This window comes from Variovorax ginsengisoli, from assembly GCF_030486595.1.
Lineage (GTDB): Bacteria > Pseudomonadota > Gammaproteobacteria > Burkholderiales > Burkholderiaceae_C > Variovorax > Variovorax ginsengisoli_B.
On record NZ_JAUJZH010000006.1, the window covers coordinates 255,305 to 278,870 of the forward strand.

The 23,566-nt window shown below is 67.4% G+C and carries 25 protein-coding genes; 12 read left to right on the forward strand and 13 right to left on the reverse strand.

Annotated elements, in window-relative coordinates:
* Positions 1–264: 264 nt before the first annotated feature.
* Positions 265–2,655: an ATP-binding protein gene (locus tag QZH52_RS11115; protein WP_301808111.1), complete on the forward strand. Its 2,391-nt coding sequence runs from the start codon at positions 265–267 to the stop codon at positions 2,653–2,655.
* On the opposite strand, the gene QZH52_RS11120 is transcribed toward QZH52_RS11115, so the two are convergent.
* The 8 genes from QZH52_RS11120 to QZH52_RS11155 form a co-directional block, all read right to left on the reverse strand.
* The gene (locus QZH52_RS11120; protein ID WP_301808114.1) at positions 2,636–4,606 is read right to left on the reverse strand and encodes a response regulator; all 1,971 of its coding nucleotides are present in this window, start codon (positions 4,604–4,606) and stop codon (positions 2,636–2,638) included. The two genes, QZH52_RS11115 and QZH52_RS11120, sit on opposite strands and share 20 nt — an antisense overlap.
* Before the next feature lie 3 nt (positions 4,607–4,609).
* Entirely contained in the window at positions 4,610–5,500 is an 891-nt protein-coding gene (locus tag QZH52_RS11125; protein ID WP_301808117.1) for a sensor histidine kinase, read from the reverse strand.
* 1 nt (position 5,501) lies between these two features.
* Positions 5,502–6,518, reverse strand: coding sequence for an ATP-binding SpoIIE family protein phosphatase (locus QZH52_RS11130; RefSeq protein WP_301808120.1), 1,017 nt, complete (start codon positions 6,516–6,518; stop codon positions 5,502–5,504).
* Positions 6,509–6,913: an anti-sigma regulatory factor gene (locus QZH52_RS11135; RefSeq protein WP_286521049.1), complete on the reverse strand. Its 405-nt coding sequence runs from the start codon at positions 6,911–6,913 to the stop codon at positions 6,509–6,511. Before QZH52_RS11135 ends, QZH52_RS11130 begins: the two co-directional genes overlap by 10 nt.
* Positions 6,903–7,277, reverse strand: coding sequence for an STAS domain-containing protein (locus QZH52_RS11140; protein WP_286509564.1), 375 nt, complete (start codon positions 7,275–7,277; stop codon positions 6,903–6,905). Before QZH52_RS11140 ends, QZH52_RS11135 begins: the two co-directional genes overlap by 11 nt.
* A gap of 7 nt (positions 7,278–7,284) precedes the next feature.
* Positions 7,285–8,130 carry an STAS domain-containing protein gene (locus QZH52_RS11145; RefSeq protein ID WP_301808128.1) on the reverse strand — a complete coding sequence of 282 codons (846 nt, stop codon included), beginning with the start codon at positions 8,128–8,130 and terminating at the stop codon, positions 7,285–7,287.
* 213 nt (positions 8,131–8,343) lie between these two features.
* Positions 8,344–8,574 (reverse strand): hypothetical protein, encoded by a 231-nt coding sequence (locus QZH52_RS11150; RefSeq protein WP_301808131.1) that lies wholly within the window; start codon positions 8,572–8,574, stop codon positions 8,344–8,346.
* A 14-nt stretch (positions 8,575–8,588) separates the two neighbouring features.
* Complete coding sequence (locus QZH52_RS11155; RefSeq protein WP_301808136.1) at positions 8,589–8,786, reverse strand: hypothetical protein; 198 nt, start codon at positions 8,784–8,786, stop codon at positions 8,589–8,591.
* A 229-nt stretch (positions 8,787–9,015) separates the two neighbouring features.
* Here QZH52_RS11155 and QZH52_RS11160 point away from each other — a divergent pair, with 229 nt between their 5' ends.
* Genes QZH52_RS11160 through QZH52_RS11175 form a run of 4 tightly spaced genes read left to right on the forward strand, consistent with a single transcriptional unit; the run spans position 9,016 to position 12,129 of the window.
* Complete coding sequence (locus QZH52_RS11160; RefSeq protein WP_286530632.1) at positions 9,016–9,720, forward strand: glycosyltransferase family 2 protein; 705 nt, start codon at positions 9,016–9,018, stop codon at positions 9,718–9,720.
* A 17-nt stretch (positions 9,721–9,737) separates the two neighbouring features.
* Positions 9,738–10,754, forward strand: a complete 1,017-nt coding sequence (locus tag QZH52_RS11165) for an acyl-CoA dehydrogenase family protein (RefSeq protein WP_301808143.1) — start codon at positions 9,738–9,740, stop codon at positions 10,752–10,754.
* On the forward strand, positions 10,742–11,509 hold the full coding sequence (locus tag QZH52_RS11170) for a PIG-L deacetylase family protein (protein ID WP_301808146.1): 768 nt from the start codon (positions 10,742–10,744) through the stop codon (positions 11,507–11,509). The genes QZH52_RS11165 and QZH52_RS11170 overlap by 13 nt, the downstream gene beginning before the upstream one ends.
* Positions 11,506–12,129: a class I SAM-dependent methyltransferase gene (locus QZH52_RS11175; RefSeq protein WP_301808148.1), complete on the forward strand. Its 624-nt coding sequence runs from the start codon at positions 11,506–11,508 to the stop codon at positions 12,127–12,129. The genes QZH52_RS11170 and QZH52_RS11175 overlap by 4 nt, the downstream gene beginning before the upstream one ends.
* On the opposite strand, the gene QZH52_RS11180 is transcribed toward QZH52_RS11175, so the two are convergent.
* Positions 12,035–13,240, reverse strand: coding sequence for a zinc-binding metallopeptidase family protein (locus tag QZH52_RS11180; RefSeq protein WP_301808151.1), 1,206 nt, complete (start codon positions 13,238–13,240; stop codon positions 12,035–12,037). The two genes, QZH52_RS11175 and QZH52_RS11180, sit on opposite strands and share 95 nt — an antisense overlap.
* A 313-nt stretch (positions 13,241–13,553) precedes the next feature.
* Between QZH52_RS11180 and QZH52_RS11185 the strand changes: the two genes are divergently transcribed.
* Positions 13,554–13,805 (forward strand): hypothetical protein, encoded by a 252-nt coding sequence (locus tag QZH52_RS11185; protein WP_301808153.1) that lies wholly within the window; start codon positions 13,554–13,556, stop codon positions 13,803–13,805.
* Positions 13,806–13,948: 143 nt separating this feature from the next.
* Complete coding sequence (locus tag QZH52_RS11190; RefSeq protein ID WP_301808156.1) at positions 13,949–14,473, forward strand: hypothetical protein; 525 nt, start codon at positions 13,949–13,951, stop codon at positions 14,471–14,473.
* A 42-nt stretch (positions 14,474–14,515) separates the two neighbouring features.
* Here QZH52_RS11190 and QZH52_RS11195 read toward each other — a convergent pair whose 3' ends face one another.
* Both QZH52_RS11195 and QZH52_RS11200 read right to left on the reverse strand, forming a co-directional pair.
* Positions 14,516–14,896, reverse strand: a complete 381-nt coding sequence (locus QZH52_RS11195) for a response regulator (protein WP_301808159.1) — start codon at positions 14,894–14,896, stop codon at positions 14,516–14,518.
* Positions 14,897–14,903: 7 nt separating this feature from the next.
* Positions 14,904–16,211, reverse strand: a complete 1,308-nt coding sequence (locus tag QZH52_RS11200; protein WP_301808161.1) for a CaiB/BaiF CoA transferase family protein — start codon at positions 16,209–16,211, stop codon at positions 14,904–14,906.
* A gap of 232 nt (positions 16,212–16,443) precedes the next feature.
* On the opposite strand from QZH52_RS11200, the gene QZH52_RS11205 reads away from it, so the two are divergent.
* Positions 16,444–16,932: a gamma-glutamylcyclotransferase family protein gene (locus QZH52_RS11205; RefSeq protein ID WP_301808164.1), complete on the forward strand. Its 489-nt coding sequence runs from the start codon at positions 16,444–16,446 to the stop codon at positions 16,930–16,932.
* A 42-nt stretch (positions 16,933–16,974) separates the two neighbouring features.
* Here QZH52_RS11205 and QZH52_RS11210 read toward each other — a convergent pair whose 3' ends face one another.
* Positions 16,975–17,904 (reverse strand): LysR family transcriptional regulator, encoded by a 930-nt coding sequence (locus QZH52_RS11210; RefSeq protein ID WP_301808217.1) that lies wholly within the window; start codon positions 17,902–17,904, stop codon positions 16,975–16,977.
* Positions 17,905–18,039: 135 nt separating this feature from the next.
* Here QZH52_RS11210 and QZH52_RS11215 point away from each other — a divergent pair, with 135 nt between their 5' ends.
* Genes QZH52_RS11215 through hppD form a run of 4 tightly spaced genes read left to right on the forward strand, consistent with a single transcriptional unit; the run spans position 18,040 to position 22,275 of the window.
* Positions 18,040–18,996 carry a hydroxymethylglutaryl-CoA lyase gene (locus QZH52_RS11215; protein ID WP_301808166.1) on the forward strand — a complete coding sequence of 319 codons (957 nt, stop codon included), beginning with the start codon at positions 18,040–18,042 and terminating at the stop codon, positions 18,994–18,996.
* Between the two features lie 20 nt (positions 18,997–19,016).
* Positions 19,017–20,171, forward strand: coding sequence for a CaiB/BaiF CoA transferase family protein (locus QZH52_RS11220; protein ID WP_301808170.1), 1,155 nt, complete (start codon positions 19,017–19,019; stop codon positions 20,169–20,171).
* A gap of 33 nt (positions 20,172–20,204) precedes the next feature.
* On the forward strand, positions 20,205–21,185 hold the full coding sequence (locus QZH52_RS11225; RefSeq protein WP_301808173.1) for a tripartite tricarboxylate transporter substrate binding protein: 981 nt from the start codon (positions 20,205–20,207) through the stop codon (positions 21,183–21,185).
* Between the two features lie 4 nt (positions 21,186–21,189).
* A complete protein-coding gene (gene hppD, locus QZH52_RS11230; protein ID WP_301808175.1) occupies positions 21,190–22,275 on the forward strand; it encodes a 4-hydroxyphenylpyruvate dioxygenase in 1,086 nt (361 codons plus the stop codon).
* 22 nt (positions 22,276–22,297) lie between these two features.
* Here the strand turns inward: hppD and QZH52_RS11235 are convergent, their stop codons facing one another.
* Positions 22,298–23,539, reverse strand: coding sequence for a D-alanyl-D-alanine carboxypeptidase family protein (locus QZH52_RS11235; RefSeq protein ID WP_301808178.1), 1,242 nt, complete (start codon positions 23,537–23,539; stop codon positions 22,298–22,300).
* Positions 23,540–23,566 lie beyond the last annotated feature (27 nt).

Here is a 23,566-nt window from a genome sequence, read left to right on the forward strand (position 1 = left end):
TAGGCGGGGCGGCAGTCTCGCCACGCGGTCCTCTCCTACACCAAGGCGCGATCGACTCGCGCACCTCGCGACTTGCGCCAATGCCCAATGCCCGCCACATTGCCATAGACTCGTTCCAGCGCCCTTTCACTCCTTGCGCCTCCAGGCACCCGAACACCGCCGGACGGCGGAACCCAGTCGACCATGACAATGCCAGCACCCGCACGCCCGGACGCCTCCACTGTGTACGACCCCGGCCCGGCGTTCATGGCAGGGAAAGGCGAGATGGCCACCCTGATACGGGCCCATGACTGGTCAGCCTCCTCCCTCGGCGACCCGGCGCTGTGGCCGCAGTCCCTGCGCACCGTCGTTCGCCTCATGCTCAACACCGGGCATCCGATGTACGTGTGGTGGGGCCCCGAGTTGACCTGCCTGTACAACGACGCCTATCGGGAATCGATCGGTCCCGAGCGCCATCCCGGCTCGCTGGGGCGCCCCGCGCGCGAAGTCTGGGCCGAGATCTGGGAAGTGATATTCCCGCAGATCGAACAGGTCCTGAGCGGGGGCGGGGCGACCTGGCATGTCGATCATCTGGTGCCGATCACCCGGTACGGCCGGCGTGAGGATGTCTACTGGACCTACAGCTACAGTCCGATCGACGACGAGAGCGCACCCGGTGGCATCGGCGGCGTCCTGGTTCAATGCACCGAGACCACGCAACAGGTTCTCGCGGCCCGGCAGCTGGCGTCCGAGCGAGACCGGTTGGCCGCCCTCCACGAAAGCGAGCTGCGCTTCCGGTCGGCCTTGCAGGCCGGCGGAATGGGGGCCTGGGAGACCGACTACCAGTCGCTGACCAGGTCCTGGACCCCGGAGGGCATGGCGCTCTTCGGGCTCAGCCTGCCGGACGGGCGGGGCTGCGTGGGTGGCCCCGACGATGAATACGTGGCCGCGCTGCATCCGGACCACCGCCATCTCGCCGCCGGATTCCGCGAGTTGGCGGATCGGCAAGATTCCTTCCCCGCCCAGTACTGGATCGTGCGGGCCGACGGATCGAAGCTGTGGCTCGAGGGCCGCGGGATGGTCATTTCCAGGATGCCGGATGGCCGGGCCCATCGCCTCGTCAGCATCATGGCCGACGCGACCGAGCGCAAGCGGGCCGAAGAGCGCCTGCTGGTCGAGCACCAGCGTCTCGAACTCGCGCTCGGCGCGGGGCGCATGGGTGCCTACGACATGGACATGCGGGACAACGTCCTGTGGTGGTCGGCGCAAACCTACCGGCTCTTCGGTGTCAGCGAACAGGATTTCGTGCCGACACCCGCCCACGTGCTGGCCCTGCTTCACCCGGACGACCGGGAGGACTTCATTCGGCGCCGCGCAGAGGCCATCCAGGGCCATCGGCCCTTCGTGCACGAGTTCCGCATCCTGCGGCCTGATGGCACGCAAGCCTGGCTCGGCCACCGCGGCCACGTCGAATACGACGCTGGCGGCCGTCCGGTGCGCATCTTCGGCGTCACGATGGACATCACCGAGCGCAAGCTGGTCGAGACCCGGCTCCAGGACGCGGACCGGCAGAAAGATCGCTTCATCGCGATGCTGGCGCATGAACTGCGCAACCCGCTGGCGCCGATCCGCAATGCCATTGCCGTGTTGCGCAAGATCGGTGGTGCCGATGCGACCTCGGCCTGGTGCCATGACGTCATCGACCGGCAGGTGAGCCAGATGGCGCATCTTCTCGACGACCTGCTCGACGCCTCCCGCCTGAATCACGGCCATCTGCGCCTGCGCATGCAGCCGCTCCAACTGGCGACGGCGATCGACCGGGCGATCGAGATCGCCAGGCCGGTGATCGATGCCGGCGGCCACTCGTTTGCCTTGCACATTCCGGCCCGGCCCATCGAACTCGAAGGCGACCTGACGCGACTGGCACAGGTCTTCTCGAACATCCTCATCAATGCAGCCAAGTACACGCCGCGAGGCGGCGCCATCGCGCTGACCCTCGAGCGCGAGGGTCAGCAGGCTCTGGTCAGCGTGACCGACACCGGGATCGGCATCGAGTCGCATCACGGTGAGCGAATCTTCGAAATGTTCGGCCAGGTGGAATCGTCGTTGGCCCGGGCCCAAGGCGGGCAGGGCATCGGCCTGGCCCTGGCGAAGGCCCTGGTGGAAATGCACGGCGGCACCATCACGGCCAGCAGCGAAGGCCTGGGCAAGGGAAGCCGGTTCGAAGTCCGCCTGCCGCTGGCCGCCATGGAAGCCGAGTCGAACCAGGAGGCCCCCGGCGCGGGAGAATCGTCCGCGGCAGCCGGTTGTCGCGTCCTGGTGGTCGACGACATGCGCGACAGTGCCGACAGTCTGGCGCTTGCCGTGCAGGCACTGGGCTATGAGGTCGAGGTGGCCTACGGCGGTGAGGCGGCCTTGCGAAAAGTCGAAGCCACCCGACCCGACATCGTCTTGCTGGACCTCGGAATGCCGGTGATGGACGGCTACGAAGTGTGCCGTCGAATTCGGGCAAGCCCCTGGGGGCACGAGGTCCTGCTTGTCGCGCAGACCGGGTGGGGAACCGACAACGATCGGGAAGGGACGCGCAAGGCGGGCTTCGACCACCATCTCGTCAAGCCCGTGGAGCTCGGCGCGCTGGCCGTGCTGCTCGAATCGGCTAGCCCGTCCTCCCGCTGATGATGTTCATCAGGACATGCGGCTGCAGGGGCTTTCCGAGGTGCGCGTCGAAGCCGGCCTCGATCGCCTTTGCACGGTCCTGGGGCCGCGCAAAGGCCGTCAACGCCACGGCGAACAGGCGCGGCATGCCATGCGACGCGCCGTGCTGCCGGGTCAGGCGGATGAGCTCGTAGCCATCCCGGCCCGGCAGGCCGATGTCGCTCACCAGCACATCGGGCCAATGGGCCTCGATCAGCCGCATGGCTTCATCGAACGTGGACGCCAGCCGGACATGCGCGCCGGCGTCTCCGAGGACCAGGGTCAGCATGGCGCTGGCGTCCTCGTTGTCCTCGACGACCAGCACTTCCAGGCCGTCCAGCACGCGATCGGAGGAGGGAGAGGGCCGCGGCTCCTGGGGTTCCGTCAGGACCAGGGAAGACCCGTCGGCGGGCACCACCACCAGCTCGACACGCAGCGTGGCCCCCGCGCCGGCACCTGCGCTCTCGGCGGTGACACCGCCGCCGTGCAGTTCCGCCAGGTTCTTGACGATCGACAGGCCCAGCCCCAGGCCGCCGTGCGACCGGTTGTCCGGCGAATCGCTCTGCGTGAAGCGGTCGAACAGATGGGCCACGAATTCGGGGTCGATGCCGCGGCCGCAGTCCTGCACGCACAGTGCCAGGCGATCGGCCTCGCGCGCCAGGCTGATGCGGATCAAGCCGCCTTCATTCGAGAATTTGACGGCGTTCGAAAGCAGGTTCCACACGATCTGCTGGAAGCGGGTCGGATCGAGCCAGGCGGGCTGTTCGGCCTCCTCGTGCTCGAACTGGACGCGAAGGTGCTTGGCGGCGATCGCACCGCTGATCGCCTCGATCGACGAGGCGATCAGCGCGCGCGGCTCGCTCCATTCGGGGTGCAGCCGGAGCTTTCCGGAACTGATGCGCGAGACGTCGAGAATGTCCGAAATGAGCCGTGCCTGGGCCTTGACGCTACGGTCGATCGCGGTCAGGCCCTTTTCGAGCAACTCCGGCGAGCGATTGCCCGTCTTCAATACGTGAACCCAGCCACCGATGGCATTGAGCGGATTTCGCAGCTCGTGCGAGAGCACGGCGACGAAGTCGTCCTTGGTGCGGCTGTGCCGCTCGGCGGATGCCCGCGCCGCCTGCTCGCGCTCGAGGACTTCGAGGCGGCGCGCCTCGAGCTCGAAGCGTTCGGAAACGTCCAGAGCGATGCCGATGCGAAGCCCCGGCTCGATCGGTGCCGACATCGTCCATTCGAGGCGCACCAGGCTGCCGTCTTGCCGGTGGAGCGGAAATTCCGACTGCCAGGAGGCGGCGCCCTCGCCCGCCATCACGGTCCTTTGGCTCACGGCATCGGCCCAGTCGTCAGGCGCGAACGCGGCCACCGCCTGCCCGACCACCTGGTCATGCGCACGCCCCAGCATCGCGACCATGGCGGGATTGACATCGACGAACCGCCCGGAATCGTCGATCAGCGCCATGCCGGTGGGCGCCTGCGTATAGATCGCCCGGAAGCGCGATTCGCTGCTGCGAAGCCGGTCCTCCGCCATGCGGGCGCGAATCAGCGCCTGCAGCGTGGCGATCAGCACCGCCGGCTCGACCGGATGCACCAGGTACGCGTCGGCGCCGGCATCCAGGCCGGTCACCTTGTCCTCGTTGCGCACGAAGGCCCCGGAAAGGTGAATGACCGGCAGCGTCGCGGTGGCCCGGTCGGCGCGGATCCGTCGGCAGACCTCGAAGCCGTCGATGTCGGGCAGGTGCACATCCAGCACGACGGCCGACACCTGGCTCGCCGCGAGCGCGAGCGCTTCCCCGCCGGTACTCGCTTCGCTGGTCTGGAAGCCCGCGGCGCGGATCACGCGCGCCGTCGAGTAGCGCGTCGTGGGGTTGTCGTCGACCACCAGCACCGTGTGGCGGCTGCGGTCGATGGTGGTGTTTATCACGTCGGTGACCACGGTTCAGCCCTTCGGGGGCAGCATCGATCCGTTCAACTGCACGGGCAGGGTCACCGAGAACACGGAGCCCCTGCCGAGTTCGCTGGCGATTTCCACCCGCCCGCCGAGCAGCTCGGCGAACTGCTTGCTCAGCGACAGCCCGAGGCCGGTGCCTCGCAGGCGCTTCTGCACCGGCGAGTCGACCTGCGAGAAGTCGTCGAACACCGCCGCATGATGCTCCGGCGCGATGCCGATGCCGGTATCGGTCACCGAGAAGCGGATGAAGTCGCCTTCGACCTGGGCCGCCGATACGCGCACTTCGCCGCGCGGCGTGAACTTGAGCGCATTGGCAATGAAGTTGCGCAGGATCTGGGACAGCTTGCGGTCGTCGGTGAAGAGCCGCGGCAGTTCGTGTGGCTCCTCGAAGATGAGCGCGGTGTCGGGGTTCGTGAGCACCGGCTTGAACATGCCCCGCAGTGCGGAGAACAGGTCGACCATCTCAAACCACGCAGGAGAGATCTCGACGCGGCCGGCCTCGATCTTGGCCAAGTCCAGCAGATCGTCGACCATCTCGGCGAACTCGGCCGCACTGGACTCGATGAAGCCGACCTGGCGCTCCTGCTCCGGGGTCAGCGGGCCATCGACCCGGTCGCTCAACAAGCGCGTGATGCTCCGGATCGCGCTGATCGGCGTGCGGAATTCATGGCTCATGTAGGCGAGGAAGCGGCTCTTGAGTTCCGTGGCCCGCTTGAGTTGCTCGGCTTGGGCATCGAGTTCGGCATAGAGCGCCACCACGCCGCGGTTGGTTTCCTCGAGCTCGGCGCGCAGCTCGTCCGCCTCCTGGCGGCTCGCTGCCAGCGCCCGTCGACAGTCCTCGATGGTCGCGCCGTCGGCCGGATCGAATTCGGAGGTCATGTCACTGGTCCTCCCGGCGCAGCACCACGACGGTGGCATCGTCTCGATGTCTCGTGTGGTCGCGCAGCAGAATGGCAGCCGCCAGGGCCGGGTCCTTCTTCATCACAGGTAGGATGCGGTCGGCGCGCCAGCGCGTGTCGATGCCGTCGCTGTGAACGATCACGAGTGCGTGGGATGGCAATTCCATCGCGGTTTCCTCCGGACGCCGGATCTGGAGGCCAGCGGTGCCATGCTGCGTGACGATCGATTTGTCGAACACACCGGACAGCACCCGGCCCACGACGTTTCCCGCCCCGGAGTATGACAACCTCGAGGCCGCGCCGTCGATGGCCAGGGCGCAGATGGCCGCGCCCCGCGTCGTCTGCAGTGCCCGGTGGGTCTGCTGGACCTGTTCGCGCGGCGCCACCGATGGATCGCGAGCGAAGGCAGCGGTGGCGGCCAGCGACGCCTTCGCGGCTTCGGGGCCGTGGCCGAGGCCGTCGGCGACCATCAGGCTGAATCGGGCGCCCAGGCGGCCTGCCGTCCAGGCGTCGCCGCACACGGCCTCGCCGGGCGCGGGCAGGCACACCGCACCGATCTGGACCGAGGCTGCCGGCCCTTGCAGCGCATCCGACCTGCGGACGCGCGCCACGCTCACCGTGCCGTCGGGCACCGATGAATGAATATCGAAATCGTCGGCCAAGCGCCGGATCGCGCCCAGGCCGGTGCCGGGCGTGCGCCCGGACGATTGGCCGTCCTGCATCGACAGGTGCAGGTTCACGATGCCCGGCCCCTCGTCGATAGCCACGACTTCGACGTCCCGGGCGTGCGGGCGCGCGGCGACCAGCAGGCGGCCCTTGCGCGCGTGACGATGGAGGTTGGTGCCCAGTTCGGTCACGACCAATGCCAGCCTGCCCGCGTCCACTTCGGAAAACGCCAACCCGGCCGCCAGCTGTGCGGCATGGCGCCTTGCTTCGCCCACCCGGCTCGCATCTTCGACCGGGAAGGACTTGTGGGTCCAGCCGGTGACTACTTCCACTTGGTGATACTCACGCGCGTTCCCGCGCCAGGTTCGGACTGAAGATCGAAATCGTTCACCAGCCGCTTGCTGCCCGGAAGTCCGAGGCCCATGCCGGTGCCGCTGGTCCAGCCGTCGGTCAGCGCCAGCGCGATGTCGGCGATGCCCGGCCCCTGGTCCTCGAAGACCAGTTGCAGCCCGGGTCGGCCGTTCTTCTCGATGAACTCCCATCGCATCGTGCCGCCGCCCCCGTGGATCAGGGTGTTGCGCGACAGTTCGCTGGCCGCGGTGATCATCTTGGTCTGGTCGACCAGCGTCAGCTTGAGGTCCTGGCACAGCGCGCGCACCATCTGCCGGCTGGCGACGATGTTGTGCTCCGACTGCAGCGGCAGCGTACCGGCGCGTTCAATGGCCAAGGGAACTCTCCTCGCGCGCGCGCTGGAGCAGTTCCATGCCGCGCTCGACGTTGAGCGCGGTCCGCACGCCTTCGAGCGACAGGCCGAGCTCGACGAGCGTGATGGCCACGGCAGGCTGCATGCCGACGACCACCGTGGTGGCGGAAAGGATGCGGGCGATGCCCGAGATGCTGGTCAGCATGCGGCCGACGAAGGAGTCGACGATCTCGAGCGCCGAGATGTCGATCATCACGCCCGACGCACCCGTCTTGGCGATCTGGCCGGCCAGGTCGTCCTGCAAGGTCAGGGCAGTCTGGTCCTGCATGTCGACCTGAATGGTCACCAGCAGGGTCTCGCCCATGCGCAGAATCGGGATGCGGTCCATGGCCGTCCTAGTTGTCGCGCGTGATGCGCCAACCGGTCTTCTGCAGCGCAAGCGACAGCGCATCGGCCAGTGTCGCCTTGGTGCTGACGCCCTGCAGGTCGATGCCCAGATGCACGATGGTCTGTGCGATCTGCGGGCGGATCCCGCTGATGATGCAGTCGGCCCCCATCAAGCGGATGGCGGTGACGGTCTTCAGCAGGTGCTGCGCCACCAGCGTGTCGACGGTCGGCACACCCGTGATGTCGATGATCGCGAGGCCCGAACCGGTTTCGAGGATCCGTTGCAGCAGCGCCTCCATCACCATCTGCGTGCGGCTGCTGTCGAGCACGCCGATCATGGGCACGGCCAGCACGCCCTCCCACAGCTTCACGACCGGGGTGGACAACTCGAGCAGTTCTTCCTGCTGGCGCCGGATGATGTCCTCGCGCACCTGCTGGAAGGTCGACACGGTGTGCTGCGCCAACCTGTCGACCGTGGTCGACAAGGACCAGAGCGCAGGCCCCAAGGCCTCCGGCTGGGCGGCGAGCCGTCGCTGCAGGGAAGCGAAAAGCGGCTTCTTGAGCGCCAGCACGAAGACGCTGGTGGCTTCTGCCGTCTGGCCCTGTGCGGCCCTGGAGCGCGACAGGCCGGAAAGCGTGTCGCGCACGGACGCCCAATCGGCCGACTCGAATCCTTCCGGGTCCGCACCGGCCTGCAGGCTTTCACGCAGCTTGCGCAGGAGCTCGGAGGCCTCGGCGCGAGCGGCGCGCCGGGCACCGACGTCGGCGCCGGGCAATTCGGCCATCCACTCGTCGATGATCGGTTCTTCCTCGTCCCTCAGGGCACCCAGCAGTGGCGCGTAATCGTTCTTCATGGTTTCCTCACAAAACTGTCTTCCGGGTCGGCGCGAGTCGCCTCCCAGGCCCTCGCGCAGTGCGCGCTGGTCGTTCGGCATGGTAGCCACTGGGACAGCGACTCCCGCGCCCGCTGCACCGAATTGGACGATGGACTACGCCGCGATCGGCGCAGGCCTACACAAAGCGAGGCACGACCACGCCTGCCCCACCCGCGGCAACGCCCGGTCGGCCTAGCGACCTTGGCTCAACCGGATCAGCCCATAGACCGTCAAATACGCCGATCCGCGGCCATCCGTCGCGACCAGGCCGTTGGAACTCAGGCGACTCGACACCGCGGAGGCTTCGACGGGGGCCGCTTCTTCGCTGGCGCCGGCCAGGCTCTGCAGCCTCCTCCACTGCGCGTTGTTGAGCCGGAGCTTGTCCGGCTTCGCGCGCTCGGTGCCAGCCTGCGTCTCGTTCATGGCCGCGCCCCGGATCAGACGATGGCGCCGACCAGCCGCAGCAGCGACAGGCCGAACACGGTCATGATCATGATGATGACCGCCACCCTGGTCCAGACGCGCTCATCACGCTCCTCGGATCGCGGAGGAAGGGGCGCGAACGAGGAGCCCCGGTCCTGGCGGTCCGGCTTTTCGGTCCACCAGCCGAGTCGGGTGTCATGGTCTTCTTGCATGGACGTGATTCTTCTGGGGTAAGTAGTACTTTGGTATGTCATTTGACGTATCCGCCGTACGAGGGCGACCAGGAAGTGAACTAGTTCACGCTTTGACAGCGCGTGGTGCGCCATGGCCCGCGCCGCGATGCCAGGTGTCAGCGCCTACACATCGTTGGCTCAGGGACCGACTCGGCGTTCGAGCGCACCTGCCCTACCGTCGCTGGACCCGACTTCAGCGAGACAACCCATGCTTGGCATCGTCATCCCGGCACACAACGAAGCCCTGCTCATCGGCTCGACCCTCGATGCGGTCATGGCCGCGGCGAGACACCCCGACCTGCGTGACGAGCCGGTCGAGGTGGTGGTGGTGCTCGACAGCTGCAGCGACGCCACCGGCGTGATCGCGGCACGCGCAGGCGCGCGCACCGTCAGCCTGCGCGTGCAGAACGTCGGCGTCGCCCGCGCAGTGGGCGCGGAAGCCATGCTCGCCGCCGGCGCCCGCTGGCTCGCCTTCACCGACGCCGACACGGTCGTCTCGCCAAGCTGGCTGGTGGACCAGCTCGCGCAGGAGGCCGACGCGGTCTGCGGTTCGATCGGCGTCGACGATTGGTCAGCGCATGGGGATCACGCAGGCGCGATCGAAGCCCATTTCCAGAAGACCTATTCGGACGTCGACGGCCACTCCCACATTCATGGCGCCAACCTGGGCGTCTCGGCGGCCGCCTATCGGCGCGCGGGTGGCTTCCGCCACCTGGCCTGCAGCGAGGACGTCGCCCTGGTGCGTGCGCTCGAGGCCACCGGGGCCCGGATCGCCTGGAGCGCGAAGCCGCGCGTGGTGACCAGTTCGCGCCGCGACGGGCGCGCGCGCGGCGGCTTTGCGGATGCGCTGCTGGCCGCGGTCGCTGCCGGCGTGGCCGCTGTGGCGCCACCCGGCGCCGCCGCCGTGGGCTGACGACGGACCCGCCCGCCATGCTCTCCGGCGCGACCCATGATGCGCTCCAGCGCCTTTGCCGCCAGCATGGGGGCGCACTCGCGCTCGACCATCTGGTGGCTGCCGGCATCGATCGCCTGCCGCCGCCCGGCTCCGGCGGCACCATCGAACGCTGGCGAATCCTGTCGGAAGTGGCCGCGCACGACCTCTCGCTCGCCAAGCTGTTCGAAGGGCACACGGACGCGCTTGCGATCCGCCATGAACTCGGCCTGGCGGACGCCGAGACCGGTTCTCGCTGGGGCACATGGTGCGCCGAACCCCCCGATGCGCGCGTGACGATGGAAGCCCTCGTCGACGAGGGTGCGAGCGCGGCCCCGGTCCGCCTCCACGGCACCAAGGCATGGTGCTCGGGCGCACAGGGCGTGACGCATGCCGTACTGAGCTGCTGGGACGATGCAGGAGAGCCCTGCCTCGCCGAGCTGAAGCTCGACCAGGCGGCCGTCACGGTCACCGACCAGGGCTGGCACGCGGTGGGCATGGCGGCAAGCGGCAGCGTGGATGTGCGATTCGATGGCGCGGTGGCACACCGGATCGGCCGCCCCGGCGACTACGTCCGGCGGCCCGGTTTCTGGCAGGGCGGCGCCGGCATCGCGGCCTGCTGGTTCGGCGGCGCTCTGGGCATCGCACGCATGGCGCGCCGATTCTGCGGCATGGCACCCGACGCCCATCGGCTCGCCCACCTGGGTGCCATCGACACCGCGCTCGCAGCCGGCGCGGCCGTGTTGCGCGAAAGCGCGGCGTGGATCGATGCCCATCCCCGCGACGACGCGCACCAGATCGCGCTGCGCGCCCGCCTGGTGGTCGAGGAGGCCGCCCATGCGCTCATCGCGCACGCCTGCCGCGCGACCGGCGCGGGGCCGCTCTGCCGGGATGCGCGCTTTGCACGGGCGGTGGCCGACCTCCCTGTCTATATGCGCCAGAGCCATGCGGAACGCGACCTGGCGAGCCTGGGCAAGACTGTTCTCGATACGGAGACCACACCATGGAAGTTGTAGAGAAGGAAGGCGATCGCGTGATCCACGGCGACGGCACGACAGAAGACGAGTGGCATGCCTGGAGCGGCCTGCGCCAGATGCGCACGAGCTTCGTGGAGACCCTGGTTCCCGCCGGCGGGCGCGCCGTGGTCGTTGCGCCGCATCCGGACGACGAGGTGCTGGCGGTCGGCGGACTGCTGGCGCAGCTGGCCCGGCTCGGCAGCGCGATCCGCGTCATCGCGGTCACCGACGGCACCGCCAGCCATCGCGGCTCACGCGACTGGCCTGTCGAGCGGCTGGTCCGCGAGCGCCCGGGCGAGAGCCGCGAGGCCCTGCACCGGCTGGGCGTCGACATCGAGCCGATCCGGCTGGGCCTGCCCGATGGGGGCTTGCGCGGCCTCGAGACACTGCTGGCGGATCGCCTCCTGACCCTCTTCGACCGCCAGGACGTGGTGTTCACGACCTGGCGCGGCGACGGGCATCCCGACCATGAAGCCACGGGCCACGCCTGCGCCTTTGCCGCGGCGCGGACCGGGGCGAAACTGGTCGAGGTGCCGGTGTGGGCCTGGCACTGGGCCGCACCGGGCGACAAGCGCCTGCCGTGGCTGCGCGCGCGGCGGCTGGACCTCGATGCGCAGGCGTGCCGGCGCAAGCAGAGCGCGGTGCGGGCGTTCGCGAGCCAGATCGAAGCCGACGCGTCGACTGGTCGGCCGCCCATCCTGCGACCCACGACGCTCGCGCGCGCCGCGCGGCCTTTCGAGGTGTTCTTCACGTGAACTCCCCGGCTGGCCAGCCTGACGGCACGAGCGCCTATTTCGACGGGCTCTACGGGGCGAGCGACGATCCCTATGCGCTGCGCATCCGCTGGTATGAAGAGCGAAAGCGGGCGCTGATCCTGGCCACGCTCCCGCGGCGCCGTTACCAGCGTGCCTTCGAACCCGGCTGCGGCATCGGCGAGTTCACGGTGACGCTATCGGCTCGCTGCGACACGGTGCTCGCGAGCGACCGCTCGGCGCGCGCGGTCGAGATCGCGCGGCAGCGCACCGCAGGTCTTCGCAACGTCCGCATCGAACGGCAGGACCTGCCGGCGGAATGGCCGGACGATGTCGCTGCGTTCGACTTGATCGTCCTGTGCGAGCTCGGTTATTTCCTGCAGCCGGACGCGATGCGCGAGCTCGCCCGCCACTGCGACCACTCGCTCGCCGGCGACGGCACCCTGGTCGCCTGCGATTGGCGCCCCGACTTCGCCGAGCGCCAGCTGGCGACCGACGCGGTGCAAGCGCAACTGGCGGCGCTGGGACTCACCCGGCTGGTGCGCCACGAGGAAGATGACTTCCTGCTTCAGGTGTGGTCGCGGGATGGTCGTTCGGTGGCGCAGCAGGAGCGGATCCGCTGAAGCCGGCCCCGGCCGGCTGCTCGCCAGGACGGCGCGGCAGGAAGTTCATCGGCACGCGCCCGGCGCTTCCAGCCCGGACGACGCGATGGATGAAGTCCAGCTTTTCGATGACCGGGGGAACCACGATGAACGGATAGCTGTCGTGGGCGCCGAGGCTGCGATCCATCGCGTTGATGAACTGAGAGACCGGCAGCCACTGCTCGACCACGGAAGACCGGATCGATTCGGCGTTCAGATCGAGCTTGCGCACCGTCAGCGACGGCGCGGACGGCAAGGCGTGATCGAGCCGGGCGCCCCAGGCGGCGGCGGTCTCCAGGCCATCCACCATGTGCAGGTAGTGCGCCCAGGTCTCCGCCCAGTCCTCCCAGGGGTGCGAGCTCGCGTACGCACTGATGAAGCGCAGCGGCCAGTCCGCCACCGGCGACGCGTAGTGCTTCTTCAGGGAGGCTTCGTAGTCGGCGCGCTCGTCGCCGAACAAGGACCGGTACTCGTCGATCCACGGCGTGCCGCGCACCAGCCGATCCCAGTAGTAGTGGCCGATTTCGTGGCGGAAGTGGCCCAGCAACGTCCGATAGGGCTCGTGCATCGACATGCGGATCTGCTCGCGACGCGCATCGTCTGCCTCCGCGATGTTAAGCGTGATGACGCCCTCGTCATGGCCGGTGAGCACGCGATCCTTCGGATCCACCTGCTCGAGGAACTCGAATGAAAGTCCGTTCGCAGGGTCTTCCAGCTTGTTGGGCGTCGGCAGGACGAGCTCCACCAGGGTGTAGAAAAGCCGCCGCTTGGCCTGTTCGAGCGCGGCCCAATAACCGCGATTTTGCGGCGTCGCCAGCGCCGGGATGGTATGCGTCGTTCGACACGACAGGCAATGCTCGTGGGCGCTGTCGGACAAGAGCATCCAGTTGCAGACGCCCTCCTTCCGATTCGCGCAAGGGCGGTATTCGGGACCCGAAGGACCCAGCCGGCGCCAGGCCTCCTCGGCCGATGCCTCGAAGGCGATCATCAGTTGTTCGTCCGGCGCGTAGCCGAGCGTCGAGCCGCATGTCTCGCAGCTCAGGTTCTCGAAGAAAACCCGGTTGCTGCAATGCGAACAGGTCAGTTGCTTCATGGTGTCTTTCCTGGATGCGCGGGGTGAGTCAATCCCTCGAAGGTTCGGGCGAGACCGATGCCAGGGATTCATCGTCCTGTTGTTGCGATGCAGCATAAGGCCTGCCCGGTGATCGTGGAGAAGATAGCCGGCTGCAACGACGTCGGACGAGACGCCGCGCAGAGCAAGGCGAACCCGCGGCTACAGGAGCATGCAGCGGCGTTCTCCTACATCGCCGGAGGGGGAACGGGCGCATCGTCTGGCAAGGAGGTCAGCATGCCATCGCCGAGATCTCTGCTTCCGGAAAATGAGCGGCCAATTCAGTGAGGCTCGCATGAACAACAGCACTCTTCACCCCTACCAGGCATTCGCCTATCGAGGAAGGTCTTTCCTTTGCGGAGCGCAGGCGCGGGCGAACGGGACCTTCCAGCCCGTCGTCTTTTGTGTCGGTCCGGCGCCGGGTCGGCAGACCGAATTGCCGCGGGACACGGATGCCTATGCGACCGAGAGCGAGGCGCTTCGCCACGCAGAGCAGCAGGCGATGCGCTGGGTCGAGGATCACGAGGACGTCCGGGGCCTGGAATGAGGCCGGGTTCGTCGCTGAACGACGGGCCGAACGAGGCGCTGCACGCGGGAGGCCGCATCGAATCACTGCGGCCCCTGGAACGGCCTCAGCCGACGCCCGGCCCGCGCGCCAGGGCACGCACCGAACTCTTGTCGATGGCGGTGATGGCATCGATCGTCCTGGGCTACGCCTTCGCCTGCTGGGGGCCGGACGAGCCGGCCAGTATTTCGGAAGCGCCCCTCCCATCGACGCCCCTGACCATCGAGGAGCTTCATCCCCGGATCGCGTCGGTCGTCGAGGAAGCGGCGGGCAACGGCGCAGTGCTGGAGGTGACTCTCGTCCAGACCTCGCCGATGTATCCCGCCAGCGTGGTGAGCGAGTTTTCGCGTGACGCGCTGGCGGTCGCTCAACGCATGCGGCAGTTCTTCCCCCACATCGACAACCAGACGCTGCGTTTCGTGGCGGAGGTCGCCCAGGAGCCGGGCGATGGTTTGCTGTTCTCGATCGATCTCGACAGGGCTCGATTGATGTCGAAGGTCGGCGCCGCCGATTTCTCGTTCCAGGATCTCTTGAACCAGGCACAGGCCGTCCGTTTCCTGGATCCGGAGGGTCGGCGCTACGTGGCGTCGTTCTGCGCCGATCCGATCGCGAATTCAGCGACCCAGTTCTGTCTCCGTGAGGTTCACTGAAGGGAGGAGGAGCCGCTTTGCGCGAACGCTCGGGTCGGCGCGTCAAGCGCCGAGATCGGTGGCGCAGAACTCGAAGAACTCGTCCAGTTCGATGGATTTGTCGAAAACGCGATCGGCGCCAGCGTCGAGGCACCGTTGCCGGGCATCCGGTCGCGCATAGTTCGTGAGCACGACCACACGCTGGTGCGACTCGCGCCCATTGCACCAGTTCACGACAGCAAGACCGTTTCCTTGCCGCAGGAACAGGTCGACGACCGCCAGATCCCACTGGCCCTTGTGTCCGGCGAGCCAGCCGATCGCCTCGTCCTCGGTCTCCGCGGTGGCCATCACTTTCGCTGACGAGAGATCCTCGAGGGCAGGAATCAGGTGCTGCCGGATGGTGCTGTTGTCTTCGACCAGGAAGATGCTGCGGGCGGCGGTCATGGAGCGGTCATTGATTGGTTCTCGTTTTGCCTGAGGCTAGGAACGTCGTGCCGTCACGCGAGTGAGCGCTTCCCCCGGTTGAAGGTAGGATGGACTCGCCATGACTGATCTCTCCGCGCTGCCGCCGGTGGTGACCTGACTGCCGTCGCTGATGAACAGGTTCGGGATGTCGTGCGTTCGATCGCTTCATGCGCTCGATCCGGACATCGACTCGAACTCGCGCCGCAGCGCTTCGCCATGCTGGTCGACGGCGGGTGCCTGCGGATAGAAGGCCGCGTCCCACTCCGTCGCGTACGGCGTCGCCGGAATCTCGGCGACCAGGCCGCGCACCTTCATGGGTCGCGTGGATCAGGTCGTGCACCGAGTTGATGGCGCCATACGCGGTCTGCGCCTCGGTGAGCCGATCGACCGCCTGCGCATAGGTCAGCTCGGCGAACACGTCGCGGATCAGCGACTCCAGCTCGACCCGGTTGCTCGTTCGCACGTTGTTGCTCGTGAATCGGACGTCGGTCGCGATGTCGGGGCGCAGCAGCACGCGCTGGCAGAAACTGGCCCACTCGCGCTCGTTCTGGATCGACAGCACGAACTCGCGGCCATCCGAGCAGGTGAAGGCGCCATAGGGTGCGATGCTCGGATGCCTGAGCCCGACCCGGTCCGGCGCCCCGGCGCCGTAGCGCGCCTGCAGGTAGGGCACGGCCATCAGTTCCGCGGCCGAATCGAACAGCGAGACCTTGATGCCGCTGCCGCGTCCGGTCCGTTCGCGCTGCAGCAGCGCCTGCTGGATGCCGATGAGCGCGTTCATGCCGGCGGTGATGTCGCAGATCGACACGCCGACGCGGCCCCATGGTCCCGGGGCGCCGCTGACCGCGACCAGTCCGCTTTCGGCCTGCACGAGCAGGTCATAGGCCTTGAGCTCGTGCAGCGGTCCGCTCTCCCCATAGCCCGAGATGTCGCAGGTGATCAGGCGGGGATGGAGTTCCCGCAGCTTCGCCGAGCCGAAGCCCAGGCGGGTCGTGGCGCCCGGCGCGAGGTTCTGGATGAACACGTCCGCGCCCGCGACGAGCGCAGAGAACTGCGCGCGGTCCTCGTCGCTGCGCAGGTCCAGCGCGATGGATTCCTTGCCCCGATTGATCCAGACGAAGTACGACGACTCCCCATGCACCGCGCTGTCGTAGCCGCGTGCGAAGTCTCCTTCGGCACGCTCGATCTTGATCACCCGTGCGCCCGCGTCGGCGAGGCGGCTGCTGCAATAGGGTGCGGCAACCGCTTGCTCCAGGGCAAGGACCGTGATCCCTTCCAATGGTTTGCTGGCCATGTCGAAATCCTCGTCAGACACCGTCCTTGCCCACCCTGGACGCGCTGTCGCAGCGCCTGCGCGAACGCAAGTCGTTCCGCGAGACGATGCCTTGCTGATCTGGGCATGCTTGACAGTTGCCGGTGGTCGACAGGCGAATAGACTTCCAATCCACAATCCGAATGAATCCAATGAAAGGCGCTCGAGAATGCCACGCTGACGAATCCCCGTACGGGAGAAGCGGTGTTGAGAGATGCGGGCCCGGTTCGGAAAGGCGCGTGACGGCGAACGCTGGCATCGAAACTCCATGACTCAACTTGTCTTCGTTTTCGGAACCCTGAAGGAGGGCTTTCCCAACTTCGCGACCAACAGGGGCTCGCGAGTGGCGGGGGATTTCATGACGGTCGAGCGCTACCCGCTGTACCTGGTGGGCGAGCGTTTTTCGCCCTGGCTGGTCGATGCCCTGGGTGAGGGCGAACGAGTTGTCGGTCAAGTGTTCGATGTGGACGAGGCTGCATTGGCCAGGATGGACGAACTGGAACGAACGACCGAGGCAGACGGGTATCGACGCGTGATGGTCGAGGTCGAGTCGCTGTCTGATGGCCGAAGAATTCGCACGCATGCGTACATCAAGCCTCGCGAGCAATTCGCCCTGGCGGATGCCCGGCTTGGCCCGTTGCACGAATACACGCTCGAACACGCGGCGCTGTACCGAAGCCGCGAAGCGAAGCGGGCTGTATAGGGCAGGCAGGCCTACACGAGGAATACATGATCCAGGGCGCCCCTACCTTCGACTCAGCGGCGGATCCACGCGAGCCGCCGCCAACGACTGCAGATGCACGGCCAGCGCCCTCGCCGCCGGAGACAGGCGCTTCTCGTCGTAGAAGCAGATGGCGAAGCTGCGCTGCGCCCACGTATCGGTCAGCGGCAGCACCTTGAGCCCGTAGATGGAGGCCATCGGCTCGGCGACCTCGCGCGGAACGACCGCGATGCCGAGGTTGGCCCGGACACAGCGCAACGACGCATCGAAGGTCGAGACGACCGCCCGGTAGCTGATCGGCTTGCCGATGATCGCGGCAGCGCGCGCCAGCATCGTGTGCACGGCAGTCGACGCGGGAAGGCCCACATGGTCGTAGTCGAGTGTCTCCTCGAAGGCGCAGCGCTTCTTCCTCGCGATCGGGTGCGAAGGGCTGGCGATGATCGAGAGATGGTCGTTGCGATAGGGCCGGGTCTGCAATCCCTCGAGGTCCGCGGCGTCCCAGCAGACCGCCAGAGGCGCCAGGCCTTCCCGCAAGCCGCTGACCACGTCACGGCTGAGCGCCTCCTCGATGTCGATCCGGATCTCCCGGTGTTCGGGGACCTGCAGGAACGAAGCGATGTCGTCAGGCAGGTACTCGGCAATGGACGAGACCGTGGCGAGAACGCGCACCTGGCCCTTGATCCCCTTCCCGAAGGCAGCCATGTCGCGCGCGACGCGGTCCGCACCGGCCAACATGCCGCGCGCATGCTCCAGCAGGATCTCGCCGGCGCCGGTGATCGCGACCCCGCGACGATTGCGCTCCACCAGCACATTGCCCAGCGTGCTCTCCAGCTGGGCAATGCGCTTGCTGATGGCGGACGCGACGATGTGATGCTGCTCGGCCGCGCGCGCGATGTTCCGGGTCTCGCAAACCGCGACGAAAAGACGAAGGCTTGTGAGATCGAGGTCGTGCATGGTGCGAGCAGGGTTGTGAGCTTCCGAAATGGAACGCTGCTCGTTCCAATTTACCGCTTTTCTATCGAAGAAGGAATGCCTACAGTCTCCCCCAACGACGTCGCGCCCGTGCGTCGAGAGTCTGGAGACGACCACATGACACATCCACCCGCCCGGCTGCCGCGCAGCGCCGTGATCCGCGAAGTCGGCCTGCGCGATGGCCTGCAGAGCATCGCCACCATCCTGCCGACCGCGCAAAAGATCGAATGGATCCGCGCCGCCTACCAGGCCGGGCAGCGCGAGATCGAAGTCGGCTCCTTCGTGCCGGCACGACTGCTGCCGCAGCTGGCGGACACGGCCGAGCTGGTCGCGTTTGCCAAGACGCTGCCGAACCTCTTCACGTCCGTCCTCGTGCCCAACCTGCGCGGCGCCGAAAACGCGATCGCGGCGAAGGCCGACCTGATGATCGTCCCGCTCTCCGCCAGCCATGCGCACAGCCTGGCCAACCTGCGCAAGACCCCGGACGACGTGGTGGCTGAAGTCGCGAAGATCCGGGCGGCGCGCGATGCTTCGGGCGCGAGGATCCTGATCGAGGGCGGGGTGGGCACGGCCTTCGGCTGCACGCTGCAGGGCCACGTCGACAAGAGCGAGGTGCTGCGCCTGATGCAGGCCTTGCTCGACGCCGGCGCCGATCGCGTGAGCATCGCCGATACCGTCGGCTACGCCGATCCCGGCATGGTCCGGGACCTGTTCGAGGACGCCGTCAAGATCGCCGGCGACCGCTTCTGGTGCGGGCACTTTCACGACACCCGCGGCCTGGGTCTCGCGAACGTCTATGCCGCACTCGAAGCCGGTGTGAATCGATTCGATGCCTGCCTGGCCGGCATCGGCGGCTGCCCGCACGCACCGGGCGCGAGCGGCAACGTCTCGACCGAAGACCTCGCCTACATGCTGGGCAGCATGGGCATCGAGACAGGCATCGACATCGACCGACTGCTGGCGTTGCGCACCCGCGTCGCCGAATGGCTCGCCGGCGAGACGCTCCATGGCTCGCTCTGGCAGGCCGGCCTGCCGAAGACCTTCGGCCTCCCGGCCCAAGCCCTTTCCGCCTGAACATACCGCGAACCCATCCCATGAACACCGCTGCCCATCCCCTCCCCCTCGCCGGCGTCCGCGTCCTCGAGTTCACCCACATGGTCATGGGCCCGACCTGCGGGATGATCCTCGCCGACCTCGGCGCCGAGGTCATCAAGGTCGAGCCCCCGGGCGGCGACAAGACCCGCAAGCTGCCGGGCCTGGGCATCGGCTTCTTCCGCTCGTTCAACCGCAACAAGAAGAGCGTGGTGATCGACATCGGCACCGAAGAAGGCCGCGCCACGGCCGCTGAACTCGCAGGCCAGTGCGACGTGGTGCTCGAGAACTTCCGGCCCGGCCTGATGGCCAGTTTCGGCCTCGACCACGCGACGCTGTCGCAGAAGTACCCGCGCCTGATCTACGTCACGCACAAGGGCTTCCTGCCCGGCCCGTACGAAAACCGCCTGGCACTCGACGAGGTGGTGCAGATGATGGGTGGACTCTCGTACATGACCGGCCCGGTCGGTCGGCCGCTGCGCGCCGGCACCTCGGTCAACGACATCATGGGCGGCATGTTCGGCGCCATCGGCGTGCTGGCCGCACTGCGCGAGCGCGACATGACCGGCAAGGGCCAGGAGGTACAGAGCGCACTGTTCGAGAACTGCGTGTTCCTTTCGTCGCAGCACATGCAGCAGTACGCAATGACCGGCGAGCCGCCGCCGCCGATGCCCTCGCGCGTCTCGGCCTGGAGCGTGTACGACGTCTTCGCGCTGGCCGACGGCGAGCAGCTCTTCATCGGCGCGGTCAGCGACAAGCAATTCCTGACGCTGTGCCGCGTGATCGAGGCACCCGAACTGGCGGCCGACCCGGCGCTGGCAAACAACGCGCTGCGCGTGGCGGTACGCCCTACCCTGCTCGCGAAACTCGGCGAGAACCTCAAGCACCACCGCGTGGAAGAGCTCTCGGCCAAGCTCGAAGCGGCCGGCATCCCCTATGCGCCCATCGTGAGGCCCGACCAATTGGCCAACGACCCCCACCTGAAGGCGAGCGGCGGCCTGGTGCCGATGGAATGCGAAGACGGCGAGACCACCGACGTGGTGCTGCTGCCGCTGCTGATGGGCGGCCGCCGCCCGGGTGTGCGGCACCCGCTGCCGGGCATCGGCCAGCACACGGAAGAAATCCTCGCCGGCCTGCCCAGCCACGCGACGGCCTGATCAGAATCAAACCAAGACCCACGGAGACAAGCCATGACCTTCAAGATCCAACGCCGCCAGTTGACCGCAGTGGTCGCCGCCGCCCTCGCACTGGGCGCGACCGCGAGTTTCGCCCAAGCCTCCGACAAGCCCCTGCGCATGGTGCTGCCCGTCGGCGCCGGTTCCGGCGTCGACACCATCATGCGGGCTGCCACGCCGTCACTCACCAAGGCGCTCGGCGGCCAGGCGGTGGTGATCGAGAACCTGCCCGGCGCCGGCGGCATCACGGGCACCGGCGTCGTGGTGCGCGCGGCGGCCGACGGCCAGACCCTCGGCGTCGTCTCGAACAACCACGTCGTGAACCCCAGCGTCTTCAAGAAGATGCCTTTCGACGCCATCAACGACATCACGCCGATCTCCGTGGTCGGCGCGACCCCCTTCGTGCTGGTGGTCAATCCGAAGCTCCCGGCGAAGAACGCCCGCGAACTGCAAGCCTTGCTGAAGGCCAAACCGGACGGCTACAACTACGCGTCGTCGGGCAATGGCACCATCATCCACCTCGCCGGCGCGATGTTCGTCGACGCCGCCGGCGTCGAGGTGCGCCACATCCCCTACAAGGGCGTCGGCCCGATGGTGGCCGACCTCATCGGCGGCCAGGTCGAGATGGGCGTGGTGGCCGTGCCAGCAGTTCAAGGCCAGCTCAAGAGCGGCGCCTTGCGCGCCATCGGCGTCATGGGCAAGACCCGTGTGCCGTCGCTGCCGGACGTCCCCACCATCGCCGAACAGGGCTTCCCCGATGTCGACGTCTCGGGCTGGTTCGCCGTCATCGGCCCGGCCAAGCTGCCGCCGGCGGAAGTCAAGCGCCTGCATGCCGCCATCGTCGCCGCGTTCAACATGCCGGAGACCAGGGACGCCATGGCGAAACAGGAAAACATCATCAATCCGATGACGCCCGAAGCGTCGGCGCAGTTCTTCAAGGCCGAGCAGGAGCGCTATGCCAGGCTGGTCAAGAAGGCCAACATCGTGGCGGAGTGACACCATGGCCGATCTGTTCGACAACCCGATGGGCCTGATGGGCTTCGAATTCGTCGAGTTCGCCTCGCCGACGCCCGACACGCTGGAGCCCTTCTTCGAGAAACTCGGCTTCACGCTGGTGGCCAGGCACCGCTCGAAGGACGTGGTGCTCTATCGCCAGGGCGACATCAACTTCATCGTCAACCGCGAACCCAGCAGCCCGGCGGCCTACTTCGCGGCCGAGCACGGGCCTTCGGCCTGCGGGATGGCGTTTCGCGTCAAGGACTCGCACAAGGCCTATGCACGCGCGCTCGAACTCGGCGCACAGCCGATAGAGATCGCGACCGGCCCGATGGAACTTCGCCTGCCCGCCATCAAGGGCATCGGCGGTGCGCCGTTGTACCTGATCGACCGCTTCGAGGACGGAAAATCGATCTACGACATCGACTTCGAATTCGTCGAAGGTGTCGCGCGGCATCCTGCAGGCCATGGCCTGAAGGTGATCGACCACCTGACCCACAACGTCTACCGCGGCCGCATGGCGTTCTGGGCCAACTTCTACGAGAAGCTCTTCAACTTCCGCGAGATCCGCTATTTCGACATCCAGGGCGAATACACGGGCCTCACCTCGAAGGCGCTCACCGCGCCCGACGGCAAGATCCGCATCCCGCTGAACGAAGAGTCGGCCAAGGGCTCGGGCCAGATCGAGGAATACCTGATGAAGTTCAACGGCGAGGGCATTCAGCACATCGCGCTTCTCAGCGACGACCTGATCGACACCATCGACGAGCTCGGTCTTGCCGGCGTCCCGCTGATGAGCGCGCCCAACGACGTCTATTACGAGATGCTCGAGACGCGCCTGCCCGGCCACGGCGAGCCGGTCGCCGAACTGCAGGCGCGCGGCATCCTGCTGGACGGCACCACCGAAGGCGGCACACCGCGCCTGCTGCTGCAGATCTTCTCGGAAACGGCCTTCGGTGGTCCGGTGTTCTTCGAATTCATCCAGCGCAAGGGCGACTACAGCGAGGGCTTCGGCGAAGGCAACTTCAAGGCCCTCTTCCAGTCGATCGAACGCGACCAGGTGCGCCGCGGCGTGCTGCAGACGGGCTGAAGACGGCAGCGCCGCGCGCGCCTTACTTGCCGAACAGCTTGGCCACCCGCTGCCACGAGCGCAGCATGAAGCCTGCGCGCTCCACGTCGGCCTGCGCGATCAGCGGCGTTTCTCCGACCGGCTTGCCGTTCGACTCCGCAACCACCTTGCCGATCACCGCGCCCTTGGCCACCGGGGCCTCCAGGTCCGGCTTGACCTGCACCGAGGTGCTCACCTGCTGGCCCCGCGGCACCGTGACCGTCCATGGCGCCCCCAGGCCCGCGGCAACCGTGTCGGCCTTGCCGAAGCTGACCTTGGGCGTCGCTACGACCGCGTTGGGCTGGATGGGCGTGGCCTTCTCGAAGTTGCTGTAGCCCCACCCGAGCAGCGTGCGGGTTTCGTCGGCGCGCGCCTGTGCGCTGTTGGTGTTGAGGATCACCGTGATCAGCCGCATCCCGTTGCGCTTGGACGAAGTGACCAGGCAATAGCCGGCTTCCTGGGTGTGGCCGGTCTTCAGTCCGTCCACCGTCGGGTCGGTGTAGAGCAGGGCATTGCGGTTGCCCTGCTTGATGCCGTTGTACTTGAACTCGCGCTCGGCGTAGATCGGGTAGTAGTCGGAGCTGTCGCGGATGATCGCGCGCGCCAGGATCGCGAGGTCGCGCGCCGACGCCTTGTGGGCCGGGTCGGGCAGGCCCGTCGCGTTCACGAAATTGGTGTTCGTCATGCCGAGGCGCTTGGCTTCGGCATTCATGAGCTTGGCGAAGCCCTCTTCGGAGCCGGCCATGTGCTCGGCGATCGCCTTGGATGCGTCGTTGCCCGACTGCACGATGATGCCGCGCAGGATGTCGATCACGGTGGCCTGGCTGTTGAGCGGCAGGTACATGCACGATTCGGTGCTCGAACCACGGCACCAGGCGGTCTGGCTGACCGAGACGAGGTCGTCCTTCTTGAGCTTGCCCGAGCGAAGCGCCTGTTCGACCAGGAAGCTGGTCATCATCTTGGTCAGCGACGCCGGCGGCAGCGGTTCGTCGGGGTTGGCCGAGGCCAGCACCTCGCCGGAGTCGAAGTCCATCAGCACCCAGGCCTTGGCGGGGATCGCCGGCGCACCGCCGGCCACGGCGGTCTGTCCGGCTGCCGGCGCCTGGACAGGCGTCTCGGCCTTGGATTTCTTGGGAGTTGCTTGCTTGGCGGCGTGGGAGGCCGCGAAGGACTCGGAATGGGGGACCAGGACGCCCGCGGCGATGGCGATGACGACCGGAAGGAGGGAGAAAGTGTTGAATTGCATGGGCTTCAGGGACAGAACTGACATTGT